Source organism: Pseudomonas sp. NPDC087336 (assembly GCF_044744285.1).
GTDB lineage: Bacteria > Pseudomonadota > Gammaproteobacteria > Pseudomonadales > Pseudomonadaceae > Aquipseudomonas.
In genome coordinates this window covers 12,873-29,948 of record NZ_JBIUYA010000008.1, presented here as the reverse complement: position 1 = coordinate 29,948, position 17,076 = coordinate 12,873, and the positions used below count along the sequence as shown (strand labels likewise).

10 protein-coding genes and 2 pseudogenes are annotated in these 17,076 nt (G+C 61.2%); 8 read left to right on the top strand and 4 right to left on the bottom strand.

What is annotated here, in order from left to right:
• Positions 1-26: 26 nt before the first annotated feature.
• Positions 27-2,258: a DUF3604 domain-containing protein gene (locus ACIO0C_RS09895; protein ID WP_401310977.1), complete on the top strand. Its 2,232-nt coding sequence runs from the start codon at positions 27-29 to the stop codon at positions 2,256-2,258.
• Between the two features lie 161 nt (positions 2,259-2,419).
• Here ACIO0C_RS09895 and ACIO0C_RS09890 read toward each other — a convergent pair.
• Positions 2,420-2,644: pseudogene (locus ACIO0C_RS09890) on the bottom strand (transposase); the annotation flags it as partial.
• Between the two features lie 54 nt (positions 2,645-2,698).
• Here ACIO0C_RS09890 and ACIO0C_RS09885 point away from each other — a divergent pair.
• The 4 genes and pseudogenes from ACIO0C_RS09885 to ACIO0C_RS09870 all read left to right on the top strand — a co-directional run.
• Positions 2,699-2,791 (top strand): annotated as a pseudogene (locus ACIO0C_RS09885) (methylmalonyl-CoA epimerase); the annotation flags it as partial.
• A 352-nt stretch (positions 2,792-3,143) separates the two neighbouring features.
• Complete coding sequence (gene mexE / locus ACIO0C_RS09880; RefSeq protein WP_401310974.1) at positions 3,144-4,397, top strand: multidrug efflux RND transporter periplasmic adaptor subunit MexE; 1,254 nt, start codon at positions 3,144-3,146, stop codon at positions 4,395-4,397.
• 15 nt (positions 4,398-4,412) lie between these two features.
• Complete coding sequence (locus tag ACIO0C_RS09875) at positions 4,413-7,601, top strand: efflux RND transporter permease subunit (RefSeq protein WP_401310972.1); 3,189 nt, start codon at positions 4,413-4,415, stop codon at positions 7,599-7,601.
• Complete coding sequence (locus tag ACIO0C_RS09870; protein WP_401310969.1) at positions 7,601-9,022, top strand: efflux transporter outer membrane subunit; 1,422 nt, start codon at positions 7,601-7,603, stop codon at positions 9,020-9,022. Before ACIO0C_RS09875 ends, ACIO0C_RS09870 begins: the two co-directional genes overlap by 1 nt.
• Before the next feature lie 113 nt (positions 9,023-9,135).
• Here ACIO0C_RS09870 and ACIO0C_RS09865 read toward each other — a convergent pair whose 3' ends face one another.
• From ACIO0C_RS09865 to ACIO0C_RS09855, 3 genes are read right to left on the bottom strand one after another with little or no spacing between them, the layout of a single operon-like run.
• On the bottom strand, positions 9,136-10,101 hold the full coding sequence (locus ACIO0C_RS09865; protein WP_401310966.1) for a biotin/lipoyl-binding protein: 966 nt from the start codon (positions 10,099-10,101) through the stop codon (positions 9,136-9,138).
• A 4-nt stretch (positions 10,102-10,105) separates the two neighbouring features.
• Positions 10,106-10,306, bottom strand: coding sequence for a DUF1656 domain-containing protein (locus tag ACIO0C_RS09860; protein WP_401310963.1), 201 nt, complete (start codon positions 10,304-10,306; stop codon positions 10,106-10,108).
• Entirely contained in the window at positions 10,296-12,431 is a 2,136-nt protein-coding gene (locus tag ACIO0C_RS09855; RefSeq protein WP_401310960.1) for an FUSC family protein, read from the bottom strand. Before ACIO0C_RS09855 ends, ACIO0C_RS09860 begins: the two co-directional genes overlap by 11 nt.
• 147 nt (positions 12,432-12,578) lie before the next feature.
• Between ACIO0C_RS09855 and ACIO0C_RS09850 the strand changes: the two genes are divergently transcribed.
• The 3 genes from ACIO0C_RS09850 to ACIO0C_RS09840 all read left to right on the top strand — a co-directional run bounded on the left by ACIO0C_RS09850 (position 12,579) and on the right by ACIO0C_RS09840 (position 17,058).
• Positions 12,579-13,634, top strand: coding sequence for a tetratricopeptide repeat protein (locus ACIO0C_RS09850; protein ID WP_401310957.1), 1,056 nt, complete (start codon positions 12,579-12,581; stop codon positions 13,632-13,634).
• Positions 13,635-13,888: 254 nt separating this feature from the next.
• A complete protein-coding gene (locus ACIO0C_RS09845; protein ID WP_401310954.1) occupies positions 13,889-15,391 on the top strand; it encodes an ATPase domain-containing protein in 1,503 nt (500 codons plus the stop codon).
• Positions 15,388-17,058, top strand: a complete 1,671-nt coding sequence (locus ACIO0C_RS09840; RefSeq protein ID WP_401310951.1) for an ATP-binding protein — start codon at positions 15,388-15,390, stop codon at positions 17,056-17,058. Before ACIO0C_RS09845 ends, ACIO0C_RS09840 begins: the two co-directional genes overlap by 4 nt.
• Positions 17,059-17,076 lie beyond the last annotated feature (18 nt).

Sequence of the window (17,076 nt, the reverse complement as noted above, 5' to 3'; positions counted from 1 at the left end):
ACTGCCGTATTCCCAAGAGGTGGGATATGAAAACCCATACACACACCACCGCGCCGTCACTGTTCGGTTGCGCCGTGCTTGCTGTCAGCTCGCTGGCCCTGGCAGAGGGCAACCCGGATCGCGAGGTCTACTTTGGCCAGACGCACTCGCACAGCTCCTGGTCGATTGATGCCTACCTGATCGGCAACCATCAGGTCGATCCCGAGCAGGCGTACCAATACTCACTGGGCATGCCGGTCAAGCATCCGATGGGTTTTGAGGTGCAGCTCAAAGGCCGGCCGCTGGACTTCCATGGCGTGACCGATCATTCGGAGTATGTGGGCGTGATCGCCCTGGCCAACGATCCGAAGTCAGAGTTCAGCAAGCAGCCCATCGCGCAAAAGCTGATTGTTAAAACCCCGGAAGATTTCAACCGGGTGTTCAAGTGGATCGCCGGCAGCTTGAGCCACCCGATCAAGGAGCTGATTGATCCGAAGGTTGCCGGAAATATCTGGCAGCAAAACATCGCCATCGCCGACAAGTACTACAAGCCCGGCAAGTTCACCACGTTCGTCGCCTATGAATGGACCTCGGCACCGAACAATCAAAACATGCACCGCAATGTGTTTTTCCGTGACTCGAAGAAGGTGCCGGACTTGCCCTTCACAGCGCTCGACTCGGACAAGCCCGAGGACTTGTGGGGCTGGATGGACGATCAACGCAAGAAGGGCAACGAGGTGCTGGCGATCTCCCACAATGCCAACCTCAGCAACGGCCTGATGTTTCCGGTAGACGTTGACGACCGTGGTCGTCCCATCGATGCCGCATGGGCGCAAGCGCGGATGCGTAACGAATCGCTCACCGAAATCCACCAGGTCAAGGGCACCTCCGAAACCCATCCGGAGCTGTCGCCGACCGACGAATTTGCCAATTATGAAATCATGAGTTTTTTGCTTGGTATCGACAACAGCACATCGAAAATCAATGGCAGCTACATCAGGCAAGCTTGGCAAAACGGCATGGCCCTTCAGGAAGCACGCGGATACAACCCTTACAAAATGGGCGTGGTCGGTGCCAGCGACTCGCACAACGGGGTGATCCCCTATTCGCAGAACAACAACTTCGGTTCCCACGGCTTTACCGACAGCACCCCGGCAGCGCGTATTTCCGGCAAACAGAACTCGGGCATGATCGCCCTGCAAACCAGCACGTCGGGGCTGGCCGGTGTCTGGGCGGAAGAAAACACCCGTGAATCGATTTTCGATGCCATGAAGCGTAAAGAAGTCTACGGCACCAGCGGCGTGCGCATCCCGGTGCGCCTGTTTGGTGGCTGGGGTTTCGACGACAGTGTATGGAACGAAAAAGACTGGGTGCAGGCCGCCTACGCCAAAGGCGTTCCCATGGGCGGCGACTTGCCGGCAAAACCGGGCAAACAGGCGCCGTCCTTTGTAGTGTGGACGGTCAAGGATGCCGATGACGGTAACCTCGACCGCATCCAGATCATCAAGGGCTGGACCAAAAACGGCCAGACCTTCGAGAAAATCTACGACGTCGCCTGGTCCGGTGATCGCCAACCGGACCCGGCTACCGGTAAGATCCCGCCGGTGGGCTCCACGGTCGATGTTTCCAAGGCGACTTACACCAATACCATTGGTGCCACCGAGCTGAAGAAAGTCTGGGTCGATCCGGATTTCGATCCGGCCCAGCACGCGTTCTACTATGCCCGCGTGCTACAGATCCCGACCCCGCGCTGGAGCACCTATGACGCGGCCAAGCTACAAGTACCGCCGCCGGCCGACGTCTCGGCCACTGTCCAGGAACGCGCGTGGACCTCGCCAATCTGGTACACGCCGAATGCTGAAGACAGCAAGCTGGCCGCTGCAGGCAAAACCATTGACCAGCTGAAAACCGCTGGGGCCAAAGCGCTCACCAGCGAACAGCTGCAGGCTTACGTGGTGGGTAAAACCATCAAGGTGCGCAATACCGTCACCGGCCAGACCTTCGAGATCATCTATGGCACCGACGGCCAACGCCTGGTCGCCAGCGTCGATGGCAAGCCAACTGCGCAAGGGGAATACCTGAACATGCTGCATGACGGCCAGTTTGGCGTGCCGGCCAAGTATGAAATCAAGGACGGACACCTAGTGACGACACTCGGCGGCACGCCCTTCGAGGCCACGGTGTTCGAGCAGAACGGCAAATACGTGGCCGCTCGCAGTAATGAGTTCGGTTATGTGAATTATGAGGTCGAGGAGGTCACTGAGGCCCCAGCCCCGTAGGAGCGAAGTTCTCTTGAGTTCTCACTATTATCTGAATTTTTTTATTGAAGGTTGGACTTGATCGCATTCCGGCCGGAACCAATGGATAAATCGCATTTCGGAGATCTGATTTTTTGAGAGGGCTCAAGACACTCGATACCGCCGAAGGTTTCTACAGGCGTTTCGCTTTTGAAGTAACCTCGGTCAGCCACTACCGACAACGTATCTGCCGCCATCGCCTCGCGGGCCTGCTTGGCCATTGAGCTGAGTTGATCGCGGTCGGAACCGACGTTGGTCACCTCGTGCGCAACGATCAAATGGTGCTGCGTATCGACCGCTGTCTGCACGTTGTAGCCAACGATTCCCGTGCCGCGCGTCATCATGGAGCGGCTGTCTGGATCAGACAGCCCCTCGGTTACCTCAGTTTGAACGCTGGTTTATCGCCGGATTGGCGCACTTCTACACCACAGCCGTTGGCGGGGAACCTGAGGGAGCTATTAGACTCCTCGGGAGAAGGGATGATTTATCGCCACTGCTATTCGACACCGGGGATCCGCCTAGTTTGGCTTGATCCGAATGATGCATCGAGGCTGATGACCTCATCGCTGGCAAGCCAGCTCCTACAAAGATCTTGCCGATCACAAATCCCGTGTACACCGCGAACCTGTAGGAGCTGGTTTGCCAGCGATGGCCGCGACTCGGTCCCAAGCCAGACTTGTGCAAATCCGGAAACACACAATTGCCATCAACCGGGCTGATTGCCTCCCGATGCAAGGCGCAGGCTAGAGAGCTGCCCAGGTCTCTCCTATCATTCCGAATGATAGTTACCTTCGCCTCATTCGATTCGTTCGATACCACCCCCGCCGCGCATCATTCGCCAATCTTAATACATTGGCGGATGCATCCATGGAACAGTCACTCAAACATTTGCGCTTGCCGTTGGCCGTGTTGGCCGTAGTGGTGATGAGCGCGTGCGGCAAGGCGCCAGAGACTGCGGCTACGCCGCCCGCAGCCAAGGTCAGCGTGGCCAAGGTGCTGGAGCAGCCGGTCAACGAGTGGGACGAATTCACCGGGCGCCTGGAAGCGCCGGAAACCGTTGAGATTCGTCCACGGGTCTCGGGCCAGATCGATGAAGTGACCTTCACCGAAGGCGCCCTGGTCAAGAAAGGCGACCTGCTGTTCCAGATCGATCCGCGTCCGTTCCAGGCTGAAGTCCGTCGCCTCGAAGCCCTGGTGGCCCAGGCCCGCGCCAATGCCACCCGCAGCGAAAACGAAGCCCAACGCGGTGAGCGCCTGCGCACCAGCAATGCGATTTCCGCCGAGCTCGCCGATTCGCGTACCAGTGCTGCACAAGAAGCCCGCGCCGCCGTCGGCGCCCTGCAAGCACAGCTTGACCTGGCGAAATTGAACCTGAGCTTCACCCGCGTCACCGCCCCCATCAGCGGTCGCGTCAGCCGTGCGCAAATCACCGCCGGCAACCTGGTGACGGCCGATACCACCCCCCTGACCAGCCTGGTGTCCACCGACAAGGTCTACGCCTACTTCGATGCCGACGAGCGCGTGTTCCTCAAGTACACCCAGCTCGCCCGCCAGGGTAAACGCGGCGCCACCACCCCGGTGTACATGGGCCTGTCCAACGAAGACGGCAACCCGCACCAGGGCGTGATGAACTTCGTCGACAACCAGGTCAACCCGAAAACCGGCACCATCCGCGGTCGCGCCGTGTTCGACAACAGCGACGGCAGCTATACCCCGGGCCTTTACGCTCGCCTGAAACTGGTGGGCAGCGGCACCTACAACGCCATGTTGATCAACGATGAGGCGGTAGGTACGGACCTGGGCAAGAAGTTCGTGCTGGTGATGGATGCCGACAACAACACGGCTTATCGCGCCGTGGAGCTGGGTCCGAAAATCGAAGGCTTGCGCATCGTGCGTAACGGCCTGAACAAGGGCGACACCATCATCGTCAAGGGGCTGCAGCGGGTACGTCCAGGGTCGCCTGTCACCCCTGAAGTGATCCCGATGGCCACCGAGCAGACCCTCGCAGCCCTGGCCCAACAACGACAAGCGCTGGAAGCCAGCAACCTGCCCCAAGTCGCGCCTGCCAAGGTCGCGCCGGGCACCGTTGTGAAACTGGCTGCTGCGAACCCACGCGGTTAAGGGATAACGACTCCGATGAATTTTTCCCAATTCTTCATTTCACGGCCGATCTTCGCTGCGGTGCTGTCGCTGCTGATCCTGATCGCCGGTGCCATCTCGCTGTTCCAGCTGCCGATCAGCGAATACCCGGAAGTGGTGCCGCCGACCGTGGTGGTGCGCGCCAACTTCCCGGGGGCCAACCCCAAAGTCATCGGTGAAACCGTGGCCGCTCCCCTGGAGCAAGCGATCACCGGCGTCGAGAACATGCTGTACATGTCCTCGCAGTCGACCGCCGACGGCAAGATCACCCTGACCATCACCTTCGCCCTGGGCACCGACCTGGACAACGCCCAGGTGCAGGTACAGAACCGAGTGACCCGCACCGAGCCGAAACTTCCCGAGGAAGTGACGCGCATCGGTATCACCGTGGACAAGGCGTCGCCCGACCTGACGATGGTCGTGCACTTGACCTCGCCGGACAAACGCTACGACATGCTGTACCTGTCCAACTACGCGATCCTCAACATCAAGGATGAGTTGGCGCGCCTGGGTGGTGTCGGTGATGTGCAGCTGTTCGGCATGGGCGACTATTCGCTGCGCGTGTGGCTCGATCCCAACAAGACCGCTTCGCGCAACCTGACCGCCACCGATGTGGTCAACGCCATCCGTGAACAGAACCGCCAGGTGGCTGCCGGTGCACTGGGCGCGCCACCTGCGCCGAATGCGCAAAGCTTCCAGTTGTCGGTGAACACCCAGGGCCGTCTGGTCAGTGAGGAAGAGTTCGAGAACATCATTATTCGCTCTGGCGACGATGGTGAAATCACCCGCCTGAAAGACATCGCTCGTGTTGAACTGGGCTCTAGCCAGTACGCCTTGCGTTCCTTGCTCAACAACCAACCGGCGGTGGCGATCCCGATCTTCCAGCGCCCGGGTTCCAACGCGATCGAGATCTCCAACGAAGTTCGGGCGAAAATGGCCGAACTGAAGAAGAGCTTCCCCGAAGGCATGGACTTCAGCATCGTCTACGACCCGACGATCTTCGTACGCGGCTCCATCGAGGCGGTGGTCCACACCCTGTTCGAAGCGCTGATCCTCGTCGTCCTGGTGGTGATCCTGTTCCTGCAGACCTGGCGCGCCTCGATCATTCCGTTGGTGGCGGTGCCGGTATCGCTGATCGGTACCTTTGCCGTGATGCATCTGTTCGGCTTCTCGTTGAACGCCCTGTCACTTTTTGGCCTGGTACTGGCGATCGGTATCGTGGTGGACGATGCGATCGTGGTGGTGGAGAACGTCGAGCGTAACATTGAACTGGGGCTGACCCCGGTCGAAGCCACCAAGCGTGCCATGCGCGAAGTGACGGGGCCCATCATTGCCACGGCGCTGGTGCTGTGCGCGGTGTTCGTGCCAGCAGCGTTCATCTCCGGGTTGACCGGGCAGTTCTACAAGCAGTTCGCCCTGACCATTGCGATTTCGACGGTGATCTCGGCCTTCAACTCCCTGACCCTGTCGCCGGCCCTGGCCGCCGTGTTGCTCAAGGGCCATGACGCGCCGAAAGACCGTTTCTCCAAGGTCCTGGACAAGCTGTTCGGTGGCTGGTTGTTCCGTCCGTTCAACCGCTTCTTCGAAAAGGCCAGCCATGGTTATGTCGGCACCGTTGCCCGCGTGATCCGCTCAAGCGGCATCGCCCTGCTGCTGTACGCCGGCCTGATGGTGCTGACATTCTTCGGCTTCTCGAGCACCCCGACCGGTTTCGTACCCGGCCAGGACAAGCAGTACCTGGTGGCGTTCGCGCAATTGCCGGATGCGGCGAGCCTGGACCGCACAGAAGACGTGATCAAGCGCATGTCCGACCTGGCCCTGAAACAACCTGGCGTGGAAAGTGCGGTGGCCTTCCCTGGCCTGTCGATCAACGGTTTCACCAACAGCCCGAACGCCGGCATCGTGTTCGTGACCCTCAAGCCGTTCGACGAACGAAAAGACCCGAGCATGTCCGCCGGTGCAATTGCCGGTGCCTTGAACGGCCAGTTCGCCGGGATCCAGGAAGCGTACATGGCAATCTTCCCGCCGCCACCGGTACAAGGCCTGGGCACCATCGGCGGTTTCCGCCTGCAGATCGAGGACCGGGGCAACCTGGGCTACGAAGAGCTGTACAAGGAAACCATGAACGTCATCGCCAAGAGCCACAACGTGCCGGAACTGGCCGGCCTGTTCACCAGCTACACGGTGAACGTGCCCCAGGTCGATGCCGCCATCGACCGGGAAAAAGCCAAGACCCACGGCGTGGCCGTCAGCGACATCTTCGACACCCTGCAGATTTACCTGGGTTCGCTGTATGCCAACGACTTCAACCGCTTCGGTCGCACCTATCAGGTCAACGTCCAGGCCGAGCAGCAGTTCCGCCTCGAGTCCGACCAGATCGGCCAGCTCAAGGTGCGCAACAACAAGGGCGAGATGATCCCGCTGGCGACCTTCATCAAGGTCAGCGACACCTCGGGGCCGGACCGCGTGATGCACTACAACGGCTTCATCACCGCTGAAATCAACGGTGCCGCAGCCCCGGGCTACAGCTCCGGCCAGGCGGAAAAAGCCATCGAGAAACTGCTCAAGGAAGAACTGCCCAACGGCATGACCTACGAATGGACCGACCTGACCTACCAGCAGATCCTGTCCGGCAACACCGCGCTGTTCGTGTTCCCGCTCTGCGTACTGCTGGCGTTCCTGGTATTGGCGGCGCAGTACGAAAGCTGGAGCCTGCCACTGGCGGTGATCCTGATCGTACCCATGACCCTGCTGTCGGCCATTACCGGTGTGATTGCTTCGGGAGGCGACAACAACATCTTCACCCAGATCGGCTTGATCGTACTGGTGGGGCTGGCCTGCAAGAACGCGATCCTGATCGTCGAGTTTGCCAAGGACAAACAGCTCGAAGGCATGAACCCGCTGGCTGCGGTACTGGAAGCCTGCCGCTTGCGTCTGCGGCCGATCCTGATGACCTCCTTTGCGTTCATCATGGGTGTGGTGCCTCTGGTGTTCTCCAGCGGTGCCGGTGCCGAAATGCGTCACGCCATGGGTGTGGCGGTGTTCTCCGGGATGCTCGGGGTGACCTTCTTCGGTCTGCTGCTGACGCCGGTGTTCTACGTACTGATCCGCAACTTCGTCGAACGCGGTCAAGCGCGCAAAGCGGCCAAGGCCTTGAAAGTGCAATCGCAACTGGAGTCGCATTAATGAGCCTGAAAGCCTTTTTGCCGAGCCTGCTGGTACTGGCGCTGAGCGCCTGTGCCGTCGGCCCGGACTACAAGACCCCAGCCACCGAGCCTGCCAACATCACCACGGCCACGGCGGGCGCAGCCGGCCAGAAGAACTTTGACCGCTCACGTTTCGAAGGCATCTGGTGGCAGCAATTCGAAGATCCGACCCTCAACCAGTTGGTCACCGAGTCCCTCAAGGGCAACCGTGATCTGCGCGTCGCCTTCGCTCGCTGGAAGGCGGCCCGGGCGATCCGCGATGACGTCAGCAATGACGCCATGCCGACCATCACCAGCCGGGTCAGCAGTGACTTGGGCAAAGGGCAGATCCCCGGCGAAACCACTGACCGGGTCAACAGCGAGCGCTACGACCTGGGGCTGGACATGGCCTGGGAGATCGACCTCTTTGGCCGCATCCAGCGCAACCTGGAGTCGGCCGATGCCGAACAACAGGCACTTGAGGCTGATCTGTATCAGCTGCAAGTGACCATGATTGCCGAACTGGTGGACGCCTATGGTCAGCTGCGCGGTGCGCAACTGCGGGAAAAGATCGCCCTGGCCAACCTGAATAACCAACAGGAGTCGCGCAAGATCACCATCAGCCTGCGTGATGCCGGCGTCGGCGATCAGCTCGATGTGGAACGTGCCGATGCGCGCCTGGCTTCGGTCGAAGCCAGCGTGCCGCAGTTGCAGGCCGAACAGGTGCGGCAGAAAAACCGCATCGCCACCCTGCTCGGCCAGCGCCCGGACAAGTTGGCCGTGGACCTGAGCCCCAAAGACTTGCCGGCGATCGCCAAGGCCCTGCCGATTGGTAATCCCGCCGAACTGCTGCAACGCCGTCCGGACATTCTCAGCGCCGAGCGCAAACTGGCCTCGGCCACGGCGCGTATCGGCGTGGCCAAGGCTGACCTGTTTCCGCGGGTGAGCCTCAGCGGTTTCCTCGGCTGGACCGCCGGGCGTGGCTCGCAGATCGGCTCCTCGGCGGCTAACGCCTGGGCACTGGGCCCAAGCATCACCTGGGCCGCGTTTGACCTGGGCAGTGTAAAAGCCCGTATACGCGGCGCCGACGCCGATGCCGAAGGCGCCCTGGCGACCTACGAGCAGCAGGTGTTGCTGGCCCTGGAAGAATCGGAAAACGCCTTCAGCGACTACGGCAAACGCCAGCAACGGCTTATTTCGCTGATTCGCCAAAGCGAATCGAGCCGCTCCGCGGCCGACCTCGCGCAGATCCGTTACCGCGAAGGTACCGCCGACTTCCTCGTGCTGCTCGATGCCCAGCGTGAGCGCCTGGCAGCAGAAGACACCCAGGCCCAGGCCGAAGTCGACCTGTATCGCGGCATCGTCGCGATCTACAAGGCCCTCGGTGGCGGCTGGCAACCTGAGACGGTCGCCAGCAACTGAGCGTTTCTACAGAGCTCCTTTGGTTGGCCGCAACCAACCAATTTTTTGCCCCGCGCCCCATTCGGTCGCGGGGCTTTTTTTGCGATTTTAGAAAACACTGCGCCCACATTGGTTCAGCGGTGATCTTTGGAGTTGTGGGTTTCCTGGACGGTGACGGTGGCCGTTGTCCCCGCTCGCAGCTTGTCTTTACCGGCGTAGTCGTCGTCAATCCGTATCCGCACCGGCACCCGCTGCGCCAGTTTGACCCAGGTGTAGCTGGGGTTGATGTTCGCCAGCAAGCGCCCGCCCGGCAGGTTTTCCCGGTCGGCAATGGCAAAGGCGATGCTTTGCACCGTACCGCCAAATCGTTCGCCGCTCATCAACTCAATGTCGACCCGATCTCCCTCCCCGATCCGCGGCAGCTTGGTTTCTTCGAAATAACCACTGACGTAAAACGAATCGCTGTCCACCAGTGCCACCAGTGCACCGCCTGCGGTGGCGTAGTCGCCCTGGCGGGTCAGCAGGTTGGTGACGTAGCCGCTGACCGGCGATACGACCCGGGTGCGTTCCAGATCGTGCTCGGCTTCGGCTAACGCCGCGATCGCCAGTTGCACATTGGCCTGGGCAAACCCCAGGTTAGCCTGGTTTCGCAGCAAGTCGGCCTGGGCTACCGAGACATCGGTGCTGGATTTTTCCCACTCTTCACCGGAGATGGCCGAGCGCTCCTTGAGGGTGCGCCGGCGCCGCTCCTCGCTCTGCCGCTGGCGCAGCAACGCCTGGCTGGCAACGATGGTTGCTTCGGACTGCCCCAGTGAGGCCTTCGCCACGTCCACCGAACGCTTGGCGTGCTCTACCGCCAGGGCGTAGCGCGAAGGATCGATTTCCAGCAGCAACTGGCCCTTCTCCACATGCTGGTTATCCTGCACGCCGAGGCTGACGATGCGTCCCGCGACATCGGCGGACAAGGTCACCACATCGGCACGCACCCGCGCATCGCGGGTCCAGGGTGCGCGGGTGTAGTGCTCCCAGGCAAACCAGCCGAGCACAAAAGCCAGCACCACCACCGCCACCGTGGTGAGATGGGCAAGGATTCTCTTCACGGCATCAGGCTCCCATCACCAGGATCAACGTTGCGCACACGCAGACGTACAACGCACCTTCGAACAAGGCTTCATGCCAGACGAACTGCATCACGCCCAAGCGCCGCAGGATCCAGTCCAGCACCAGGAAAACCGGCACCCCCAGCAGCAATGCCTGGGCGATCGGCGGCAGGTAGACGCCGCCTATTTCCAGATCAATGGGCAAGCTCGGGTACTCCTTGCAAAGTGGCGGGTTCGAAGTGGCCACGGTGGCGTTCCAGGAACGACACCACGATCAACAGCGCCACGCGCATGCGAAACACCGACCAGAGGTGTTCATGAACACTGGAATGCAGCGCGTCCAGTTCATCGCCCAAGGCGTGCAGGCGACCGAGCACAGCGTTCACTTCAATGTCGGGCCGGCCGGCCACCAGCCTCCCGGTTTCGCGTACCGTGGCGAACAATCGACTTTGCAACTGCGCACTGAGCAACGTGTTGTTCTGCCCCTGTTGCCGCAGCTGGTTCAAGGCGATCCCCAACGCCATGCACCCCAGGCTGACGTCGAACAGATCGCGCGATGGCTTGTCCTGCAGGGCCGGTAACAGTCCCAGCATCATGGTCAGGCGGTCGACCATGCGGCTCTCGAAGGCAAACTGGTTCTGATCGGTGGCCGGGGTTTTCAGCAAGGCGTAGACCTGTTCGCAGTTCTCCTTGAACAAGCGGCGCATCCGCAGCACTGGCCTGAAGGGAAAGATCAAGGCATAGACACTCAACGCCAGTGTCGCGGCGCACACATAAGCACCGGCAAACTCGAACCACTGGATGGCGCTGTTTTGCCCGATGCCGGTGTTTTGCGGGCCCAACAACAGGCACGTCATCAGCCCCAGGCCAATCCCCGTACCCGTCGTGGCCGGGCTGGACAACCCCACCGCGACGGCATACAGCAATGGCGCCAGCAACAGCGCCAGGAGCTCGAAACTGCTGATCATCGGCACCAGTGCAAACTGCAGCACCGACGACACCACCAGCGCCAGCGCCAGCCCCCGGACAAAACTCTGGGCAGCCAGCAGTGGCCGGGGAAACGTCGCCATCAGCGAGCAAAGAATCCCCACCACGACCATTCCGCCCCGGGCGCCGTCCCATCCGGTTTCGATCCAGATCAGCCCGGCCACCATCAGTGCGCAGTAAGCGCGGATGGCATTCATCGTCGCCAGGGTGAAATCCAGGTGCAAAGGATTGGCCTGGCCGCGAAAAACGCTGCTGGCCTTGCGCCCGCTCTGGATCACGTCGCTCAATTCCAGAATTGTTTCAAGCTGCTGCAGCATGCGCGCCTGCTCCCAGCGCAACGACCAGGACAGCGAGCGCAAGGTGGCCTTCAAGGGCTCGACCAGTTGCTCCGAGCGGTACGCCAGTGCATCGAAGCGCTGTTGCAATGCAGCAAACTGGCGCCTCTGCTCGCCCGGCATCGCGCGCCCCTGCCGGGCCAGTTCATCGAGCAAGACCAGTTCTTCGTCAAGCAGCTGCCGTATTTCCCCGGGTATCTCGCCTTCCCAGCGTTCGAGCAGCAGCTCGCGCTGATGGCGCAAGGCGGTGAGCCTGGCCGTCAGGAGCACCAGTTGGTTGCCGAGCAACTGCACCAGGTCGTCGGCGCTACGCAAACGCGGCGCGTCGTAATACAGATGCCGACGTACCCCCTCCAGCGCGCTGATCTGCCCCAGCAACTGCATTTGCCGGCGGTGGAAGTCGGCTTCGCTTTCCTCGGTGCGGATAACGGCGCTGGCGTGGGTCGCCAGCAACTTGATCACCTGGTCGATCCTGTCGAAATACTCCTTGGCCACGGCCTCGGGGCGCGCGGTCAGCAGGCTGACCACGCAGACGCAGGCCACCGCCAACAGCGTCTCGGTCACGCGGGTCACGGCCAGCAAGAAGGTAGCGTCCTGATCGGGCACCGCCAGAAGTCCCACGACCACGGCCGTGTAGCCGCTGAGGACAAAGGCCTGGGAGCTGGTATAGCGCAACAAAGTGCCACCGGCGGTGCACAGCGCCAGCCACAGGGACAAGGTCATAATGAAAGGCAGCGGCGCCTGGGGGAAGATCGCCATGATCACCACGGCCACCGCCGCCCCAAGGGTGGTGCCGATGACCTGGCCGAAACTGCGGGCCAGCACCATGCCGGCCAAGGGTTGACTGATGATGACCACGGCCATGATCGACCACTTGGGCTGCTCGAGGTCGAATACAAACGCCAGGTACAGGGTCAACAGCCCGGCTGCGATGGTTCTCAAGGCGAACAGCAGCACCCCGCGCCCGGGGTTGAGCATCGCCTTGAAGTATTGCAGCAGCGCTTGCATGGGTTCACCCGTCCAGTCCACTCCAGCAAGCGTAGACACAGCATCGGGGTCTGGACAGGTTTGCGTATCGCAGTCAGGGTTTGACTCAAGGCCCCGCCTGACCGAAGCTGACAGCTTTGCCAAAGCCTGCCAGCTTCCGGATTCTGCATGCCCCAGTCCCGCCGCTACCTGCTCATCAGCCTCTGCGTCCTGTTTGCCATCGGCCTTGCCTGGATGTTCCTGCGCACCAGCACCCCGGTGGTCCCCGAAGCAATCAAGCGCGGTTACAGCGAAGCACTGAATGCGGCCCGCAACGGCCAACCGGGGGCCGCGCGGGTGCTCTACCAGCAATTGGCCCGCCCGGACATTTCACCCAAGCGACGCGTCTGGCTGCATGCCGAACTGCCCAACTACCCCAGCTCCGTGGCGCTGAAGCTTGCGGATGCGGATTTGCAGCATGAGTCGCCCGAGGTCCGCATCGCAGCGATCAAAAGCATCAGCGCACTGGTGCCCAGCGGCCAGCGAAGCCTGTTGCTGGGGCCGTTGCTCGATGACGGCGAGCAGAACGTGCGACTGGCCGCCGTCAATGCTCTGCTGGGCTTGTCGCCCGATGATCTCGGCCTGTATTTCGGCCCTCTGGAGCAGGCCATCGACGCCTGGCAGCAGGTGTTGAAAAACGCGCCTGAAAGCGCCGACAACCAGTACCAGCTGGCGCGGCTGTACCTGCACAACGCCCAATTGAAAGAGGCGCAACAGGCGCTCGAACACTCGTTGCGCCTCGATCCTGGCAAGCTGCCGGCGCTGGTGATGCAGATCGAAGTACTGGACAAACAGGGCCAGGCCGACGCCGCCCGCCAACTGTTGGCCAAACAACTCAAGGCCCAGCCCGACTCGGCCTATCTGCAACATGCACTGGGGCTTTGGCTGCTGCATCACGGCCAAAGCGAATTCGCCCTGCTCGGTTTATCCAAGGCCGTGGAGCTTGAGCCGAACAACAAGGATTACCGCTACGACCTGGCCACCACGCTGCATGGCGAACAGGAGCTGGAAGCGGCGCAGAAACAGCTGCAGGAAATCGTCCAGCGCCACCCGAACGATCGTCGGGCGCGGGTGTTGCTGATCAATTACTGGAAAGAAAGCGGACAGTTGCAGAACGTGCAGATACTACTGGCGCAGCTCGAACAACTTAACCCTGACGACCCGGCCCTGCAGCAAGGGCTGTAGGAGCCGGCTTGCCGGCGAAGGCGCCCCTGAGATCGCCTTCATCTGCAGGAGCGAGGCTTGCCCGCGAAGAACGAAAACGCGGTGCAACGGATACACCGCAGCGTCCGGTTCGCCGGCAAGCCAGGCTCCTACAGGGGGCGTGTACACCAAACGTCTCCCTACAAAAAGTTGAACGCTCGTTATGGCCCAGGGTCAAGTGAACAGGCAGCCCGTCACCAGCTGCCTCGTTTCCCCTAGTCATGAGAGGGCATTTTTTGACTACACTCAACGAGTTGACCAGCCTAAAAGCCGCCACAGGGATTGATGGTCTCGATGACATCCTCGATGGCGGACTGTCCCGCGGCCATGTGTTTTTGCTTGAGGGCGAACCCGGAACCGGCAAAACCACGGTCGCCCTGCACTTTTTGCTGGCCGGCGCCCAAGCCGGCGAGCGCTCGTTGTACATCACCCTGTCCGAAACCGAACGCGAATTGCGTCAGGGTGCGCGCTCCCATGGCTGGGAGCTGGACGATAACGTCCATATCTTCGAACTGACGCCCCCCGAAAGCCTGCTGACTGCCGAGCACCAGCAATCGCTGCTGTACTCCTCGGACCTGGAACTGGGTGAGGCCACCAAACAGATCTTTGAAGTGGTCGAACGCGTCAGGCCGACCCGCGTGGTGCTCGACAGCCTTTCCGAGATTCGCCTGCTGGCGCAAAGCTCGCTGCGCTATCGCCGGCAGATCCTCGCCATCAAGCACTATTTCGTGCGCTACGAGGCCACGGTGCTGCTGCTCGACGACCTGACCACCGAATCTTTGGACAAGACCGTGCACAGCGTGGCCCACGGCGTGATTCGCCTGGAGGAACTGACGCCCAACTATGGCGCCGAGCGCCGACGCGTCCGTGTGGTGAAATACCGTGGCCAGAAGTACCGCGGCGGCTTTCATGATTTCACCATCATGAGCGACGGCGTACACGTGTTCCCGCGCCTGGTGGCCGCCGAACACCGTGGGGACTACCTGCGCCAACAGTTGACCAGCGGCATCCGCGAAATGGATGCGCTGCTCGGCGGCGGTATCGAGACAGGCTCCAGCACGCTGATCCTCGGCCCGGCTGGCACTGGCAAGTCGCTGATCTCGATGATTTTCGCCGCCGCGGCCGTGAGCCGAGGCGAAAAAGCCGCACTGTTCATCTTCGATGAGGAGCTGGGCCTGCTGTTCGCACGCATGAAGAACATCGGGATCGACCTGAGTGCGCTGCAAGACAGCGGCAATTTGCTGATCGAGCAAGTGGACGCCGCTGAACTATCCCCCGGCGAGTTCTCCCACCGGGTTCGTCGCTGTGTCGATGAGGGCGACATCAAGACCGTGGTGATCGACAGTATCAACGGCTATCAAGCGGCGATGCCGGAAGAAAACGCCCTGGTGCTGCACATGCACGAGCTGCTGCTGTACCTCAATCGCAAAGGCGCAGCGACCTTCATGACTGTCGCCCAGCATGGCCTGGTCGGTGACATGCAGACCCCGGTGGACATCACCTACCTGGCCGATACGGTCATTCTGTTGCGCTACTTCGAAGCCCTGGGCAAGGTACGGCGAGCCATTTCGATCATCAAGAAACGTACCGGTAGCCATGAATCGACCATCCGCGAGTACAAGATCAGTTCCAACGGCATGACCATTGGCGAGCCGCTGGAAACCTTCCAGGGCGTATTGCGCGGCGTGCCGACCTACCTGGGCGCGAGCAATCCCCTGCTCAGGGATGAGACACCGTGACAGTCAATCAAGCAACATGCGAGCGTGCGATCATTCTTGCCCCCCTGGGGCGTGACAGCCAGATCGCCTTGACCTTGCTCAACGAGGCGGGCTTCGGCGGGGTCGTCAGTAAGGACCTGGCGGGGCTTTGCCACGAACTGCAGCAAGGCGCCGGCCTGTTGCTCATGTCCAGCGAGGCCTTGCTGCGCAGCGATCTTGAGCCGCTGCTGGTGCTGATCGAGCAGCAACCGGCATGGTCGGATCTGCCGATCGTGTTGCTGACTCACCATGGTGGCCCGGAGCATAACCCGGCGTCACGTTTTGGCCCTCTGCTGGGTAACGTCACGTTCCTTGAACGCCCCTTCCACCCGGAAACCTTGATCAGCATGGTCACTGCGGCCCTGCGCGGTCGAAGGCGACAGTATGAAGCCAGGGATCGGTTGGTGGACTTGAGCATGAGTGAACTGCGCCTGCAGAACACCCTCGAGACCCTGGAGCAACAGGTCGAAGAGCGCACCGCGCAGCTGCGCCACAACGAGGAGGTACTGCGCCAGTCGCAAAAAATGGAAGCGGTCGGCCAACTCACCGGTGGCATCGCCCATGACTTCAACAACATGCTGACCGGCATCATCGGCAGCCTGGAGTTGTTGCGCCGGCGCCTGGCCCGTGGGCGCACAGAGGATCTGGACAGCCTGATCGACCTCGGCGTGACGTCCGCCAATCGTGCGGCGAGCCTCACCCACCGTCTCCTGGCGTTCTCCCGTCGCCAGTCGCTCGACTCCAAGCCCGTGGATATGAATAACCTGGTGATTTCCATGGGCGAGCTGCTGCAACGCAGCATCAACGAAAGCATTGACCTGGACATGCAGTTGAACGAGCAGCTATGGGTCGCCGAAGCCGACCCCAACCAACTGGAAAGCGCCCTGCTCAACCTGGTCATCAACGCCCGCGACGCCATGCCTGATGGTGGAAAACTGTTGGTGCAGACCTCGAACCGCAAGTTGGACGCCGATTTCACCAGGCCCCACGGTAACCTCGCGCCAGGCGACTATGTGGTACTGAGCGTCACCGACAATGGCTGCGGTATGCCCCAAAGCACGATCAATAGAGCCTTCGACCCGTTCTTTACCACCAAACCCATCGGCCAGGGCACGGGCCTGGGCTTATCGATGATCTATGGTTTCAGCAAGCAATCGAACGGGCATGTCGCCATTCAAAGCGAAGTCGGCCAAGGCACCACGGTGAACCTGTATTTGCCGCGTTTTGGCGGCGACCTGCCCCAGGACAACCCGATCGACATCGAACATGCGCCTTACGCGCAAAATGGCGAGACCGTGCTGATCGTCGAGGACGATCCGGCGGTACGGTTATTGGTCAGCAACGTACTGGGGGATCTGGGGTATGCCTTTATCGAGGCCAGCGATGCCGACAGTGCGATGCCGATCCTCGACTCGACCCAGCGCATCGACCTGCTGATCAGCGACGTCGGCCTGCCTGGCATGAATGGTCGGCAACTGGCGGAAATCGGCCGGCAACTGCGGCCGGAGCTGAGGGTCTTGTTCATTACCGGGTATGCCGAACATGCGGCGGTGCGCGGCGGATTCCTGGATCCGGGCATGCAGATGATCACCAAGCCGTTTACCTTCGATCTGTTGACGGCCAAGGTGCAGGAGATGATTCGCCTGTAGGAGCCGGCTTGCCGGCGA

Bases quoted from the DNA above. Each gene is read 5' to 3' on its own strand.
- mexE (WP_401310974.1), top strand. From the start codon at position 3,144: ATGGAACAGTCACTCAAACATTTGCGCTTGCCGTTGGCCGTGTTGGCC.
- ACIO0C_RS09875 (WP_401310972.1), top strand. From the start codon at position 4,413: ATGAATTTTTCCCAATTCTTCATTTCACGGCCGATCTTCGCTGCGGTG.
- ACIO0C_RS09870 (WP_401310969.1), top strand. From the start codon at position 7,601: ATGAGCCTGAAAGCCTTTTTGCCGAGCCTGCTGGTACTGGCGCTGAGC.
- ACIO0C_RS09855 (WP_401310960.1), bottom strand. From the start codon at position 12,431: ATGCAAGCGCTGCTGCAATACTTCAAGGCGATGCTCAACCCCGGGCGC.
- ACIO0C_RS09850 (WP_401310957.1), top strand. From the start codon at position 12,579: ATGCCCCAGTCCCGCCGCTACCTGCTCATCAGCCTCTGCGTCCTGTTT.
- ACIO0C_RS09895 (WP_401310977.1), top strand. From the start codon at position 27: ATGAAAACCCATACACACACCACCGCGCCGTCACTGTTCGGTTGCGCC.